Annotated in this window: 12 protein-coding genes; 11 read left to right on the forward strand and 1 reads right to left on the reverse strand. The window is 33.9% G+C overall.

Features of this window, described 5'->3' with window-relative positions:
- The first annotated feature begins 14 nt into the window (after positions 1-14).
- Complete coding sequence (gene rpoC / locus OZJ21_RS08795; protein WP_003701972.1) at positions 15-3,680, forward strand: DNA-directed RNA polymerase subunit beta'; 3,666 nt, start codon at positions 15-17, stop codon at positions 3,678-3,680.
- A gap of 45 nt (positions 3,681-3,725) precedes the next feature.
- Here the strand turns inward: rpoC and OZJ21_RS08800 are convergent, their stop codons facing one another.
- Entirely contained in the window at positions 3,726-4,442 is a 717-nt protein-coding gene (locus OZJ21_RS08800) for a prepilin peptidase (protein ID WP_081533569.1), read from the reverse strand.
- Positions 4,443-4,726: 284 nt separating this feature from the next.
- On the opposite strand from OZJ21_RS08800, the gene rpsL reads away from it, so the two are divergent.
- The 10 genes from rpsL (at position 4,727) to OZJ21_RS08850 (ending at position 16,052) form a co-directional block, all read left to right on the forward strand.
- Positions 4,727-5,140 carry a 30S ribosomal protein S12 gene (gene rpsL / locus OZJ21_RS08805; protein WP_003703807.1) on the forward strand — a complete coding sequence of 138 codons (414 nt, stop codon included), beginning with the start codon at positions 4,727-4,729 and terminating at the stop codon, positions 5,138-5,140.
- 34 nt (positions 5,141-5,174) lie between these two features.
- Positions 5,175-5,645 carry a 30S ribosomal protein S7 gene (gene rpsG / locus OZJ21_RS08810; RefSeq protein ID WP_003699701.1) on the forward strand — a complete coding sequence of 157 codons (471 nt, stop codon included), beginning with the start codon at positions 5,175-5,177 and terminating at the stop codon, positions 5,643-5,645.
- Positions 5,646-5,765: 120 nt separating this feature from the next.
- Positions 5,766-7,859 carry an elongation factor G gene (fusA, locus tag OZJ21_RS08815; protein WP_011475578.1) on the forward strand — a complete coding sequence of 698 codons (2,094 nt, stop codon included), beginning with the start codon at positions 5,766-5,768 and terminating at the stop codon, positions 7,857-7,859.
- Between the two features lie 104 nt (positions 7,860-7,963).
- Positions 7,964-8,695 carry an NAD-dependent protein deacylase gene (locus OZJ21_RS08820; protein ID WP_201898508.1) on the forward strand — a complete coding sequence of 244 codons (732 nt, stop codon included), beginning with the start codon at positions 7,964-7,966 and terminating at the stop codon, positions 8,693-8,695.
- Positions 8,696-8,712: 17 nt separating this feature from the next.
- Positions 8,713-9,897 carry a MalY/PatB family protein gene (locus OZJ21_RS08825; RefSeq protein WP_201898507.1) on the forward strand — a complete coding sequence of 395 codons (1,185 nt, stop codon included), beginning with the start codon at positions 8,713-8,715 and terminating at the stop codon, positions 9,895-9,897.
- A 154-nt stretch (positions 9,898-10,051) separates the two neighbouring features.
- Positions 10,052-10,741: a response regulator transcription factor gene (locus tag OZJ21_RS08830; RefSeq protein WP_003699697.1), complete on the forward strand. Its 690-nt coding sequence runs from the start codon at positions 10,052-10,054 to the stop codon at positions 10,739-10,741.
- Between the two features lie 27 nt (positions 10,742-10,768).
- On the forward strand, positions 10,769-11,920 hold the full coding sequence (locus OZJ21_RS08835; protein ID WP_098034777.1) for a sensor histidine kinase: 1,152 nt from the start codon (positions 10,769-10,771) through the stop codon (positions 11,918-11,920).
- Between the two features lie 91 nt (positions 11,921-12,011).
- A complete protein-coding gene (locus OZJ21_RS08840; protein WP_201898506.1) occupies positions 12,012-12,881 on the forward strand; it encodes an aldose 1-epimerase family protein in 870 nt (289 codons plus the stop codon).
- A gap of 120 nt (positions 12,882-13,001) precedes the next feature.
- Positions 13,002-14,171 carry an MFS transporter gene (locus OZJ21_RS08845; RefSeq protein WP_201898505.1) on the forward strand — a complete coding sequence of 390 codons (1,170 nt, stop codon included), beginning with the start codon at positions 13,002-13,004 and terminating at the stop codon, positions 14,169-14,171.
- Between the two features lie 120 nt (positions 14,172-14,291).
- A complete protein-coding gene (locus OZJ21_RS08850) occupies positions 14,292-16,052 on the forward strand; it encodes a 1-deoxy-D-xylulose-5-phosphate synthase (RefSeq protein WP_268857695.1) in 1,761 nt (586 codons plus the stop codon).
- The last annotated feature ends 102 nt before the right edge of the window (positions 16,053-16,154 follow it).

Consider the following 16,154-nt stretch of genomic DNA (forward strand, 5'->3'; position numbering starts at 1 on the left):
GGGAGGTCGGTCCTTTGATCGATGTCAATAAATTCGATAGTATGCAGATCGGTCTTGCTTCTTCCGATAAGATCCGTAGTTGGTCTTATGGTGAAGTAAAGAAACCTGAAACTATTAACTACCGTACATTGAAACCAGAAAAAGATGGCTTGTTTGATGAACGTATTTTTGGACCTACTAAGGACTGGGAATGTGCCTGTGGTAAGTACAAACGTATCCGTTATAAAGGTGTTGTTTGTGATCGCTGTGGGGTTGAAGTTACTCGTTCAAAAGTACGTCGTGAACGTATGGGTCATATCGAATTAGCAGCTCCTGTTACACATATTTGGTACTTTAAAGGTATTCCAAGTCGTATGGGTCTTGTCTTAGATATGAGTCCACGTGCATTGGAAGAAATTATCTACTTTGCATCTTATGTAGTTACAGATGCAGGTGATACAGCACTTGAAAAGAAACAACTCTTAACTGAAGGCGAATATCGTGAAAAACGTGAAGAATATGGTGATGGCTTTAAGGCAGCAATGGGTGCTGAAGCTATTAGAACTTTACTAAGAGATGTAGATCTTGAAAAAGAATGTGCTGAATTAAAAGAAGAATTACGCGAAGCTACAGGTCAAAAACGTACTCGTGCAGTTCGTCGCTTAGATATTTTAGAAGCATTTTTGAACTCTGGAAATCGTCCTGATTGGATGGTTATGGATGCAATCCCAGTTATTCCACCTGATCTTCGTCCAATGGTTCAATTAGAAGGTGGACGCTTTGCAACTTCTGACTTGAATGATTTATATCGTCGAGTTATCAACCGTAACAATCGTTTGAAGCGTTTATTAGATTTGAATGCTCCTGGAATTATTGTTCAAAACGAAAAGCGTATGTTGCAAGAAGCTGTTGATGCTTTAATTGATAACGGTCGTCGTGGTCGCCCAGTTACTGGTCCTGGTAACCGTCCACTTAAGTCATTGTCACACATGTTGAAAGGTAAGCAAGGTCGTTTCCGTCAAAACTTACTTGGTAAGCGTGTTGACTATTCTGGTCGTTCAGTTATTGATGTAGGTCCTAAGTTGAAGTTAAACCAAATGGGTATTCCTCATGAAATGGCTTTGGAATTGTTCAAACCATTCATGATGAGAGAATTGGTTAAGCGTGAAATGGCATCTAACATTAAGAATGCTAAGCGTAAGATTGAACGCCGCGATGAAGATATTTGGGATGTTTTAGATGATGTTATCAAAGAACACCCAGTTCTACTAAACCGTGCTCCTACGCTTCACCGTTTAGGTATCCAAGCTTTCGAACCAGTATTGGTTAACGGTAAAGCTATGCGTCTCCATCCATTGGCTTGTGAAGCTTACAATGCCGACTTTGACGGGGACCAAATGGCTATTCACGTTCCTTTATCAGATGAAGCTCAAGCTGAAGCTCGTTTATTGATGTTAGCTGCTCATCATATCTTAGCTCCAAAAGATGGTAAACCAATCATTTCACCATCTCAAGATATGACAATCGGTAATTACTACATCACACTTGAAGAAGCTGGTCGTGAAGGCGAAGGTATGGTATTTAAGGATGTTAACGAAGTAAGAACAGCTTACCAAAACGGGTATGTACATTTGCATACAAGAATTGGTTTGCAAGCTTCTTCATTAGCTAAGTTAGGTACACCATTTACTGATTGGCAAAAAGAACGTATTTTAATAACTACAGCTGGTAAAGCAATCTTTAATGAAATTCTACCTGCTGATTTCCCATTCTTAAATGAACCTACACAAGAAAACTTAACAGGAATGACTCCTGATAAGTACTTTGTAGAACCGGGAACAGATATTAAGGAATTCATTAAGAATCAACCTTTAGTAGGACCATTTAAATCTGGATTCTTATCAGATATTATCGCTCAAGTTTATAAAGAGTATAAAGTAACTGCAACTGCAGAATTACTTGACCGTATGAAAGATTTAGGTTATTACGAATCTACTAAGTCAGGTTTAACTGTTGGTATCGCTGACGTTACTGTTTTGAAAGAAAAGCCAGAAATTATTGAACAAGCACATAAGAATGTTGCAACTGTTGCTAAGCAATTCCGTCGTGGTTTGATTACAGATGAAGAACGATACAATCGTGTTATCTCTATCTGGAACAAAGCAAAAGATGATATTCAAGCTAAATTGGTTGAAAACATGGATCCATCTAACCCAATTCAAATGATGAGTGATTCAGGTGCTCGTGGTAATATTTCTAACTTTACACAGTTATCTGGTATGCGTGGTTTGATGGCTGCTCCTAACGGTAAGACAATGGAATTGCCTGTTATTTCAAACTTCCGTGAAGGTCTTTCTGTTTTGGAAATGTTCTTGTCCTCTCACGGTGCTCGTAAAGGTATGACGGATACTGCTTTGAAGACAGCTAACTCTGGTTACTTGACTCGTCGTTTAGTAGACGTTGCTCAAGATGTTATCATTCGTGAAGAAGACTGTCATACAGATAGAGGTTTGGATGTTACTGCTATTACTGAAGGTAATGAAATGATTGAACCATTATATGATCGTATTTTGGGTCGTTATACTATGAAAGAAGTTAAAGATCCTAATACTGGTGAAATTATTGTTCCTGCTAATGTATTAGTAGAAGAATCCGAAGCTCGTAAGATTGTTGATGCTGGTGTACAAAAAGTTACTATTCGTTCTGCATTCACATGTAACACACGTCACGGTGTTTGTGAACGTTGTTATGGACGTAACTTAGCTACTGGTGATGAAGTTGAAGTTGGTGAAGCAGTAGGTACCGTTGCTGCTCAATCAATTGGTGAACCAGGTACACAGTTAACAATGAGAAACTTCCACCAAGGTGGGGTTGCTGGTGGCGACGATATTACTCAAGGTCTTCCTCGTGTTCAAGAATTATTTGAAGCACGTAATCCTAAAGGTCGTGCAGTAATTACAGAAGTTACTGGTGTTGTTGATACAGTTGAAGAAAATCCTGCTGAACGTACAAAAGAAGTTACTGTTAAAGGTGAAACAGATACTAGAACATATAGCTTGCCATTTACTTCCGTTCTTAAAGTTAAGGAAGGCGATCAAGTTCATCGTGGTGATGCATTGACTGTAGGTTCTATTGATCCTAAAGAACTTATCAAGGTTCGTGATGTTTTATCTACAGAAAACTACATTTTACGTGAAGTTCAAAAAGTATACCGTATGCAAGGTGTAGATATTTCAGATAAGCATATTGAAATCATGACTCGTCAAATGTTACGTAAAGTACGTATTATGGATCCAGGTGATACAGATATGCTTCCAGGAACTCTATTGGATATTAGCCAATTCAAAGATCGCAATACAAGTGCAATCATTGAAGGTAGAATTCCTGCTACTGCACGTCCAGTTCTTCTTGGTATTACTAAAGCTGCTCTTGAAACAAACAGTTTCTTATCTGCTGCTTCATTCCAAGAAACAACACGTGTATTGACAGATGCTGCAATTCGCGGTAAGAACGATCCACTTGTTGGTTTGAAAGAAAATGTTATTATTGGTAAGACAATTCCTGCAGGTACAGGTATGAAGAAGTATCATGATATCGAACCAGAAGTTGTTAATAGCAATGTAACAGATGGTGTTTATTCAATCTCTGAATTAGAAGAAAAGATTAATGAACAACAAAATAATGTTGAATCTTCAAACTAGAATATAGAAGTAAAAAAATCAGGTAGATTTTCTACCTGATTTTTTTTATATTATTGGAATTTTAAATATATTTGTTGCATAAAAAATAATTAAAATACTCAAACTTAAATATGGAATAAAGGGGTGAGAAGCAGAAAAATCCCTTTTGATTAAATATGAAATAATTCCTAAAATACATGATAAAAGAATTACTACTAGAGTATTGTAAAATCCTAGTAATAAAAAACTAAAAACAATCAAGATAGTATCTGCAGTACCAAATTTATTTAGAAGATTACAACTGATTAAAATAATTGTGAAAAGAATGATTATGAGGGAATTAGCTTTTAGATTAGTAATTACGGTATGAAATCTAAAAATGAGCAATATTAATCCTCCATATTCAAGAGTAATTGAATCAACGCTCAATGTGTAATAATCTTCTAAAGAGATTAAAGTAAGCCAGACTACTAGTAATGATGTAAAAATTAAATTAGTATTCGCTATTATGATCGTATTAAAAATAAATATGACACCAATAGCTAATTCAATAACAGTACTACTTAAAGGAATTTTTTGCTTACAGAAATGACATTTTCCTTTTTGAAGTATAAAGCCAATAATAGGTATCAATTGCCAATGCTGCAAAGTTTGTGAGCAGTTATCGCAGAAAGACCTAGGATATATAATGCTTATTCCTAATTTATATCGGTAAGCAACGCACGAAATAAATGAACCTGAGCAAGTTCCTAGTATAAATAATAGAAAAAATATGTAAATCATAATAATTTCACCTCTTAATTATAAATTACGCTGAAAATAAATAAAATTAGCACAAAAAATATAAAAATTAAATTGACATCAGTGTATTAAGCGTGATATTCTATTAAAGGTGCTTTATGTGAACAGTTCTCTTGAGTTATCTCAAGATCGTGCTGGCTGTGAGCAGGTTAGCACATTTATTCTGACGTACATTGAGGCGTTATTTTTTTAAACTCAAAAAAGAAACTCCTGGATGTGTGTACTTAATTAATATTCTTAAAATAAGGAAGGAGGAAGCTTTAGAGATGCCTACAATTAACCAATTAATTCGTAAAGGTCGTAAATCTAAAGGTTCAAAATCTAATTCCCCAGCTTTAAACTTTGGGTACAATAGTTATAAGAAAGTACAAACAAACAACTCAGCTCCACAAAAACGTGGTGTTGCAACTCGTGTTGGTACAATGACACCTAAGAAGCCTAACTCAGCTTTACGTAAGTATGCTCGTGTTCGTTTATCTAACTTAATTGAAGTTACAGCTTATATTCCGGGTATCGGACACAACTTACAAGAACATAGTGTTGTTCTTATTCGTGGTGGTCGTGTAAAAGACTTACCTGGTGTTCGTTACCATATCGTTCGTGGTGCTTTAGATACAGCAGGTGTTGAAGGCCGTATGCAAAGCCGTTCTAAGTACGGTGCTAAGAAGCCTAAGAAATAATTTTAGTAACTAGTATTTGAGGAGGTTATTTTAAATGCCAAGAAAAGGTGCCGTTGCAAAACGCGAAGTGCTCCCAGATCCAATTTATAACTCAAAATTGGTTACTCGCTTAATCAACCGTTTGATGTTAGATGGTAAGCGTGGGACTGCATCAAAGATTTTATACCAAGCATTTGATATTATTAAGGAACAAACAGGAAATGAACCATTGGATGTTTTTGAAGAAGCAATGAAGAACATCATGCCTGTACTTGAAGTTAAGGCACGTCGTGTTGGTGGTTCTAACTACCAAGTTCCTATTGAAGTTCGTCCAGATCGTCGTACAACTTTAGGTTTACGTTGGTTAGTTCAATACTCACGTCTTCGTGGTGAACACACAATGTCCGAACGTTTAGCTAAAGAAATCATGGACGCAGCAAACAATACAGGTGCAGCTGTTAAGAAACGTGAAGATACACATAAGATGGCTGACGCTAACCGTGCATTCGCACATTATCGCTGGTAATTTTCACAAATGGCTGTTATATGGTTTGTTTAGTAAAGCCTATAATAGTCATTTTTTTGAAGGTTTACTTATTAATTCGATTAGTTATAATTTTTAATTTTGGAAGGAGAGAAATTCTCAATGGCAAACAAACGTGAATTCCCATTGGAAAAAACACGTAATATCGGTATTGTTGCTCATATCGACGCTGGTAAGACAACAACAACTGAACGTATCTTGTACTACACAGGTAAGATTCACAAAATTGGTGAAACACACGATGGTGCTTCCCAAATGGACTGGATGGAACAAGAACAAGAACGTGGTATTACAATCACATCTGCTGCTACAACAGCTCAATGGAAAGAAAACCGTATTAACATTATCGATACCCCAGGACACGTTGACTTTACAGTTGAAGTAGAACGTTCATTACGTGTTCTTGATGGTGCGGTAGTTGTTTTAGATGCTCAATCTGGTGTAGAACCACAAACAGAAAACGTTTGGCGTCAAGCTACAACATACGGTGTTCCTCGTATTGTTTTTGTTAACAAGATGGATAAGATTGGTGCTAACTTTGATTACTCTGTAAGTACAATTAAAGATCGTTTACAAGCAAATCCATTGCCTGTACAAATGCCTATCGGTGCAGAAGATAGCTTTGAAGGTGTTATCGACTTAATCGAAATGAAGGCTGATTTGTATGATGAAGACGAATTAGGTTCAAAATGGGATACAGTTGATGTTCCAGATGAATACAAAGAAGATGCACAAGCTCGTCGTGATGAAATGATCGAAGCTTTAGCTGACGTTAATGAAGATATCATGGACAAGTATCTTGAAGGTGAAGAAATCAGCAACGATGAAATTCGTGCTGCAATTCGTCAAGCTACATTGAACTTAGACGTATTCCCTGTATTTGCAGGTTCTGCTTTCAAGAACAAAGGTGTTCAAATGATGTTAGATGGTGTTAATGATTACTTACCATCTCCATTAGATGTTAAGCCATACAAGGCAACAGATCCTGAAACAGGTGAAGAAATTGAATTGAAAGCTGACGACTCTGCTCCATTCGCAGGTTTAGCATTTAAGATTGCTACAGACCCATTCGTAGGTCGTTTAACATTCTTCCGTGTTTACCGTGGTACTCTTGAAGCTGGTTCATACGTATTGAACGCTACAAAGGGTAAACGTGAACGTGTAGGTCGTTTACTACAAATGCACTCTAACCACCGTAACGAAATTCCAGAAGTATTCTCTGGTGATATCGCTGCTGCTATTGGTTTGAAGAACACAACAACAGGTGACTCCTTAACAGATCCTAAGACACCATTGATTCTTGAATCTATGGAATTCCCAGATCCAGTTATCCAAGTTTCTGTTGAACCTAAATCAAAAGCAGACCAAGATAAGATGGACGTTGCTTTACAAAAACTTGCTGAAGAAGATCCTACATTCAAGGCTGAAACAAACCCTGAAACAGGTGAAACATTGATCGCCGGAATGGGTGAATTGCACTTGGATATCATCGTTGATCGTATGAAGCGTGAATTTAACGTTGAAGCTACTGTTGGTGAACCTCAAGTTGCTTACCGTGAAACATTTACAAAACAAGTATCTGCACAAGGTAAGTTTGTTCGTCAATCTGGTGGTAAAGGTCAATACGGTGACGTTTGGATTGAATTTACACCAAATGAAGAAGGTAAAGGTTTCGAATTTGAAGATGCTATCGTTGGTGGTGTAGTTCCTCGTGAATACATTCCTTCAGTAGAACAAGGTTTGAAGGAAGCTATGCAAAACGGTGTATTGGCTGGTTACCCATTAATCGACGTTAAGGCTAAGTTATATGATGGTAGTTACCACGATGTTGACTCCAGTGAAGCTGCATTTAAGGTTGCTGCATCCTTAGCATTGCGTAACGCTGCTCCTAAGGGTGGTGCTGTAATTCTTGAACCAATTATGAAGGTTGAAATCATTGCACCAGAAGATAACTTAGGTGATGTTATGGGTCATGTTACAGCTCGTCGTGGACGTGTTGAAGGTATGGAAGCACGTGGTAACGCACAAGTTGTTAACGCATTTGTTCCATTGGCTGAAATGTTCGGTTACGCAACTGTATTACGTTCCGCAACACAAGGTCGTGGTACATTTACAATGACAATGGATCACTACGAACCAGTTCCAAAGAGCATCCAAGATGAAATTATTAAGAAAAATGGCGGTAACGCTGAATAATTCTTAGTAAATTAAGATAAAGAACTCAGACGAAGTCTGGGTTCTTTTTTTTTACATATAGGGTAAAATAAGATGTAGATATATTATAGAATGGAGGGATTTTCATGGATGAAAATATACTAAAATTAAAAAAATTAGTTTCAGAGAGTAGCAACATTGTCTTTTTTGGTGGAGCAGGAGTATCTACTGAAAGTGGAATTCCAGATTTTAGAAGTGAACAAGGGATTTATAATACAGTAAAGAATTTTGGTTATCCTCCAGAGCAAATTTTATCGCATTCATTTTTTATGAAAAATCCAGAAAAATTTTATGATTTTTATCGTTCTACTATGATATATGAAAGTGCTAAGCCTAATTTAGCACATTTAGGATTAGCTAAATTAGAGGAACAAGGTAAGTTAAAAGCCATCGTTACTCAAAATATAGATGGACTACATCAATTAGCAGGAAGTAAGACTGTTTACGAATTGCATGGATCAATTCATAGAAATTATTGTATGAAATGTGGCAAATTTTACCCATTAAGTACAATTACAGAAAGTAAGGGTGTACCACAATGTAAAGAGTGTGGTGGGATAATCAAACCAGATGTTGTTTTATATGAAGAAGGATTAGATGAAGAAATTATCAATAATAGTATTAAAGCAATAAAAAAAGCTGACATGTTAATTGTAGGTGGAACTTCTCTAAATGTTTATCCAGCTGCAAGTTTTGTTAATTATTATGATGGGAATAAACTAATTTTAATTAATAAAAGTAAGACACCTTATGACAGATATGCAGATTTATTAATCCATGATAGTATAGGAAAAGTTTTTGATGAAATAATAGAGTAAAATTGAGAGGTAGTAGAATGTACAATTTTGATAAGGTGGAAAAATTTCAGAATTCACTTAAGTGGCATGTTAATGATAGCGAATTACCAATGACACTTGGTGATATGGATTTTGAAGTAGCACCTGAAATAATTACTGAATTACACAAAAGAATAGAAAATAAGAATTTTGGATACGAATATATTCCGCACGAATATTATGCAAGTGTAGCTAAATGGTATAAAGAAATGCATAATTGTACCCTTGATATTTCCTGGATGTCTTTTTCTCAAGGAGTAGTAGCTACTTTATCAGCTATTATTACTAATTTAATGAGTGAAGATAGTGTAATAACAGTTTTAACTCCAGGATTTGATAAATTTAAGAAAGTTGGAGAAGGAAAACAAAAAGTACTAGTAAGTGAACTTATTTACGATAAAGAAAAACGCAATTATGACATTAATTGGCTAGATTTAGAAGATAAATTAAAAAAGACTAATCTATTTGTTCTTTGTAATCCGCATAGTCCAGTTGGAAAAATATGGTCTCAAAAAGATTTGGAAAAGATACTAAAATTAAGTTTAAAGTATGATTTTAAAATTTTTAGTGATGAAATTCATGGGGAAATAACATTTGAGAAGAAATATACTCCATTATTTAGTTTAGACGAAAAATTATTAAAGAATACGATTATAGCTGTTTCACCAAGTAAAGTATTTAATATTGCTGGAATTCAAACTGCAACAATAATAACACCAAATAAAGAGTTGAAAGAGCAAGTAGATAACGCAATAAAAAGTTTCCATCTTAATGAAGCTAATAGTTTAGCAGTTCCGGCAACAATTGCAGCATATACAAAAGGAAGAGTTTGGCTTGAAGAATTGAAAGAATATCTAAGAGAAAATCGAAATTTCATTGAACGTTTTTTAGAGCATAATGTTCCAGATGTGAAACCAAGTTTAAACGAAGCATCATACTTTCTTTGGTTGGATATATCATCATTAAATGTTGATGCACAAGAATTAACGGAATTTATTCGTAAAAAGACAGGGTTAATTTTAACTGCTGGAGATAAATTTGATGGAAATGGAAAACAATTCTTACGTATGAATATAGCAACTTCAACAGATTTAATTGAAGATGCATTGAGGAGATTGCAGCGAGCTGTTGTACTATTTAAGCGAAAAGATGACGATTTAATGAGCTTGATACTAAATAAATAATTAGGTTGTTACTTTAATAATTATTTAAGACATACTTCAAAAAAATATCAAGAATATTTATAGAAAACTTCAGTTGCGATAGCGCTTAACTTTGATACAATAGTATTATAAATCGTACACTATAATCTAAGTAGTATACCTAAGGAGATAGAAAATGAAAATTTTAATTGTTGATGATGATAAAGATATTGTTGAATTATTAAGTATATATGTTGAAAATGAAGGATATGAAGTAGAAAAAGCATATAATGGTAAAGAAGCTTTGTCTAAGTTGAACATGAATCCTGACATTGCATTGATGATCTTAGATGTGATGATGCCACAAATGGATGGAATGGAAGTAATTCGTGAAGTAAGAAAAGAATCACAAATTCCAGTATTAATTTTATCTGCTAAAACGGATGACTTGGATAAAATTCAAGGTTTAGTACAAGGTGCGGATGATTATGTTACAAAGCCATTTAATCCTTTGGAAGTTATGGCACGTGTAAAATCATTATTGCGTAGAGCTGAACATAATGTTAAAAATAATGAACCAGATCAAATCGAAATTGGGCCACTCATTATAAAGAAAGATTCTCATGAGGTAAAAACTTTAGAAGGTAAGGAAATCAAATTAACTGCACTAGAATTTGGAATTTTACACTTACTTGCTAGTCATCCTAATCGAGTTTTCTCAGCTGATGAAATCTTTGAAAGAGTTTGGCAACAAGAATCTGTTGTATCAGCTAAGACCGTAATGGTTCATGTTAGTCATTTGCGTGATAAGATTGAAGATGCAACTAATGGAGAACAAGTTATCCAAACTGTTTGGGGTGTTGGATATAAGATAGAGTCACACTAATTTAGTAAGCTAAAGGGGAAAAGAACTGTGAAATTTCACATAACTGGTCGAGAAAAGAGTGAGCTATTAGGCGAAGGTATTTTAACAATTATATTGTTAATTCTGTTAAATATGTCGCTTTATGTGATTTTGAATCAATTGTTAGTATCTAATCCTGATTTAGCTTCAGGAATATTCCTAATCAAAACTTCCTTAGATTTTAAGTATGCACATATTCAATTATGGAGTTGGGGTTGGATATTCATTATACTTATGGCGGTAGTTGATGTTATCGTAGTTTATTGGAGATTAGTTCGACGATATCATCAAATGCAATTGAGACATATCATTAATGAGCTCCACTATATTGCAGATGGTCACTTTAATCACCGTATTCCTTTTCAATTAAAGGGACAAATGCAAAGAGTAGTAGCAAGTGTCAATGCACTTGTTGATAGTACGATTAAAGCGATGGAAGATGAAAGAGAGATCGAACGCTCTAAAGATGAATTAATAACGAATGTCAGTCATGATATACGTACACCCCTGACATCTATTATTGGATATTTGGGTCTTATTGAAGATAAACAATATCGATCTGAAGAAGATATTTTAAAATATACGCATACAGCATATTTAAAATCTAAGCAGATGAAATCATTGGTGGATGACTTATTTGAATATACGAAAGTACGTCAAACTGATGCACCATTACAAATACAATCTCTAGAATTGAATGCGATGCTAGAACAAATAGGAGCTAGTTTTGAATTGGAAGCAAATAAAAAGGGTATGGAAATTAATACAATTTTACCCGATAGTCCAGTAAAAATTGAAGCTGATCCAGAAAAGCTTGCTCGAGTATTTAATAATTTAATCACGAATGCCTTGAAGTATGGTAGTGATGGTAAAAACATTTACTTGCAATTAACAAAAGTAGATGAAAAAGAAATAGAAATAAGGATTTCTAATGATGGAGAACCTATTCCAGAAAAATCATTGCGACAGGTATTTGATCGATTTTATCGAGTAGAAAGTTCACGTTCTAAAGAAACAGGTGGGACAGGACTGGGATTGGCAATAGCTCAAAGTATTATAGAATTGCATCATGGATATATTTATGTAGAATCTAATAAAAATTTGACTAGTTTTATTATGAGATTACCTGTTAAACATGATAATGTAGTAAAAAAATCTTAGCTTTAAATGGAAGTTAAGATTTTTTATTTTAATCATAAGTATAAATAAATTTGATATAATAAATTTGAATTTTAAAGTAGGGGGAATAAAGATGGCTGTAAAAATTGAAAATGAAAAATTATTTGTTACGATTAATGAACATGGTGCTGAATTAGCTAGTTTAATTAATAAAAGTAATGGTATGAACTATCTTTGGAGTGGCGATAGTAAATATTGGGGAAGAAAGTCTCCGGTACTATTTCCAATTGAAGGTGCACTAAAAGATGGAAAAATGTTTGTTGATGGGAAAGAATATCGTATGGGACAACATGGATTTGCTAGAGATATGGATTTTGAAGTTAAAAAACTTACTAAGGAATCTGTATGTTTTGAATTAAAATCCAATACAGAGACACTAGAAAAATATCCTTATGAATTTATTTTCCGTTTAGTCTACGAACTAAAAGAAGAAACTTTAGTTGTAAGGTATGAAGTAGAAAATCCTAGTGATAGTGAAATGTTTTTTGGACTAGGAGCTCATCCAGCATTTAGTGTTCCTTTAGGTGAAGCTGCTTATGATGATTATTATCTTGAAATTACACCGGAAAAAACGCGAAAAGTTTTGCCTTTAAAAGGTGGATTAGTTGATAACATTAATACTATTGATGGAGAATCCAGATTAGAAATTAGTCATGACGTATTTGCTAAGGATGCAATTATTTATGACTTGGGTGAAGAACCTACAAAATTTAGTTTGAAAAATACTAAAAATAATTACGGAGTAGAAGTTTTCACTCCAACTTCTAAGTTTGCAGGAATTTGGTCGTCTTATCCAGCTAAAGGACAATTTGTATGTATTGAACCTTGGTGGAGTTTAGCAGATACTGTATATACAGATGGTAATTTTAAAGAGAAATTTGCAACTAATAAATTAAATGGAAAAGAAAGTTTCGATGCGTATTTTGAAATTACAGTATTTTAAAATACTAATCATTCGATTTATAAGAATATAATTATTCATTTTATTATTAATAGCAATGAGCTATAATGTTTATTGGTTAATTTCAATAAATTATTTTATAAGTGAGAGGAAATGAATTTAATGAAAAAATCAATAAAACCAATAGTCTCATTGATCTTACTATATATAGGTTACATGCTTCTATTTGCTGATAGAACTGTAATGAATATCTCTATGGCATACATAGGAAAGGAATTTCAAATTAGTCCAGCCGCATTGGGTGCGACAGCTAGTGCCTTCTTTCTAGGATATACCTTAATGCAAATTCCAGGAGGTATAGTCACTGATATATTAGGTAGTAAAAAAACGGTTATAATATCTTTGATACTATGGTCTTTATTAACTGCTTTTACAGGCTTAGCTACATCATTAATGACATTAGTTGTGATCAGATTTTTATTTGGTTTAGCTGAAGGTCCTTATCCATCAGCAGCTCTAAAGCAAATTTCTGAAGAGTATGATAAGAGTGATCGTTCACAAGCTACATCAGTTACAATTTCATCAAACTATGCCGGTGCAGCTATTGCTCCATTAATTATTGTTCCAATTATTGCTAGTCATGGTTGGAGAGTATCATTCTATTTTTTGGGAATTCTAGGCTTGATATTGGTTGGTCTATATTATTTAATTGAGCGACCAATTAAATCTAAAAAGGAAACAACAACTGCTAAAAAAATTAATTGGCGTGAAATCGATAGTAGAATATGGATCTTTGTAATAATAGGTTTAGTATTAAATGTTATTACAAAAGGTTTAGAGACCTGGATGCCAATATATTTCTTACAAGCTCAACATATTAATTTAAAGAATTTAGCATGGTTGGTTCCATTGCCAGTAATAGCTGGTGGTATTGCAGCATTTATTAGTGGCTTTGTAATGGTTCATATTTTCCGTAAACGTGAACGTTGGATGATCTTTATTTCTTCATTGCTAACACTAATATTTATGTTTGGAATGTATAAATCGACTACACTAGTATGGATTGTTATTTTTGAGATTTTAGTATATTTCACAAAATCTCTAGCATTTACAGGGATTTTTAGTTTTGTTGCTCAGATCTTAGATGAAAAGACTTATGGATCTTCAATTGGAGTTGTAAACTTCGGTGGTCAATTAGGTGGATTTATAGGACCACTATTGATCGGATGGTTAGTTCAATTGTCAGGTTCATATAGTGTTGCCTTTGTAGGTTTAGTAGTATGTGCTCTAATCGCAGCAATAACAAGTACATTTGTAAAAAATATTAAATAACCCCAAATCATTGACTGTCGGAGACGTGGTCAATGATTTTTTTATAATGCTTATTCCTTGACTTAAAGTTAACTTTAAGGTGTATGATATTTTTATCATTATTGAGAGGTGAAATTTTAAATGAATCAACATCCAGATTATATTTTAAATCAAATTAATAGTCCTAAAGATGTAAAGAATTTAACAATTGATGATTTAAAAAAAGTAGCTACTGAAATTAGACAATTAGTTGTAGAAAAAGATGCCGCTATTGGTGGACATGTTGGCCCTAATTTGGGCATCGTTGAAACAACTATTGCTTTTCATTATGTATTTGACTCTCCTAAGGATAAGGTAGTGTGGGATATTTCACATCAATCATATCCTCATAAAATGTTAACTGGACGTAAAGAGGCATTTTTAGATCCAGATCATTATCGCGATGTTACAGGATATAGTAATCAAGATGAAAGTGAACATGATTACTTTAAAGTTGGTCACACTTCTACATCTATTGCATTGGCTACAGGAATGGCCAAAGCAAGAGACATGAAGAATGAAAATGGAAATATTGTGGCTGTTATTGGTGATGGCTCTATGAGTGGTGGTTTAGCTTTAGAAGGGTTAAATAATGCTGCTAAGCTTAAATCTAACTTAATAATTATCTTCAATGATAATCAAATGTCCATTGATGATGTAAATGGTGGTATGTATAAGATGTTCGCCGAATTACGTGAAACAAATGGACAAAGTTCTAATAACCTCTTTAAGGCTATGGGCTTGGATTATCGTTATGTTGATAATGGAAATGATTTAGAAACAATGATTTCTGTTTTAGAAGAAGTAAAAGATATTGACCATCCTATTGTTGTTCATATCAACACTTTGAAGGGTGAAGGATATCAACCAGCAATAGAAAGAAAACGTGAATTCCATTGGCATGTACCATTTAATGTTGAAGATGGTTCAACTAAAAATGTGGCAACAGGGGAATCATATAATAAATTAATTCTTGATGAGTTAGGTAGACAAATTGATGATGGTAAACCAATTATGGCTATTAATGCTGCAATACCAGGTGTATTTGACTTAGTACCATTTAAGGAAAAATATCCTGATAATTATGATGATGTTGATATTGCTGAACAATATTCTATCACATATGCAACAGGATTAGCTGCTAATGGCGCAAGACCAGTAGTCTTCCATAATAGTACATTCCTTCAAAGAGCATACGATCAATTAGAACATGACATGGCATTAAATGGTTATCCAGTTGTTATGCTAGTAAAAGGTGGGCACATTACTGAAAACTCTAATACACATCAAGGAATTTTTGATATAGGTATGATTTCTAGCATTCCTAACTTGGAATATTTAGCTCCAACAAATGCAGAAGAATTAATTTCAATGTTACGTTGGGCATTAACACAAACTGATAAACCGGTTGTTATTCGTGAACCAATTACTGAAGTACGACATGGAGAAGCAGACGATGATTATACAGAGATAAATTATCGTATAGCAAACCAGGGAGAGAAAGTAGCAATCTTAGGATTAGGTGCATTCTATAAATTAGGTGAAGATGTTCAAAGAAAGTTGAAAGAAGATTTGAATGTTGATGCTACATTGATTAATCCGATTTCTGCTACAACATTAGATGTTGAAACTTTAAATAATCTAAAGAAGGATCATGAATTAGTTGTAACACTTGAAGATGCAAGCATGGTTGGTGGCTTTGGAGAAAAGGTAGATCACTTCTATGCTAATTCTGAAATGAAAGTTTTAAACTTTGGTGCTCAAAAGGAATTAACTGATATGGTTCCAGTTGAAGAATTGTATGATCGATATCATTTAAATCCTGAACAAATTGTAGATGATATAAAAAGAGTTATAGATTAATTGTGAAAATAGATCTCTATATAGAGGTCTATTTTTATTGCAATTATAATTTTAAAATGATATTATGACAATGTGTCATATGACAACTTGTCATAATAAATC

The organism is Ligilactobacillus sp. UO.C109 (assembly GCF_026847815.1).
GTDB classification, from domain to species: Bacteria; Bacillota; Bacilli; order Lactobacillales; family Lactobacillaceae; genus Ligilactobacillus; species Ligilactobacillus salivarius.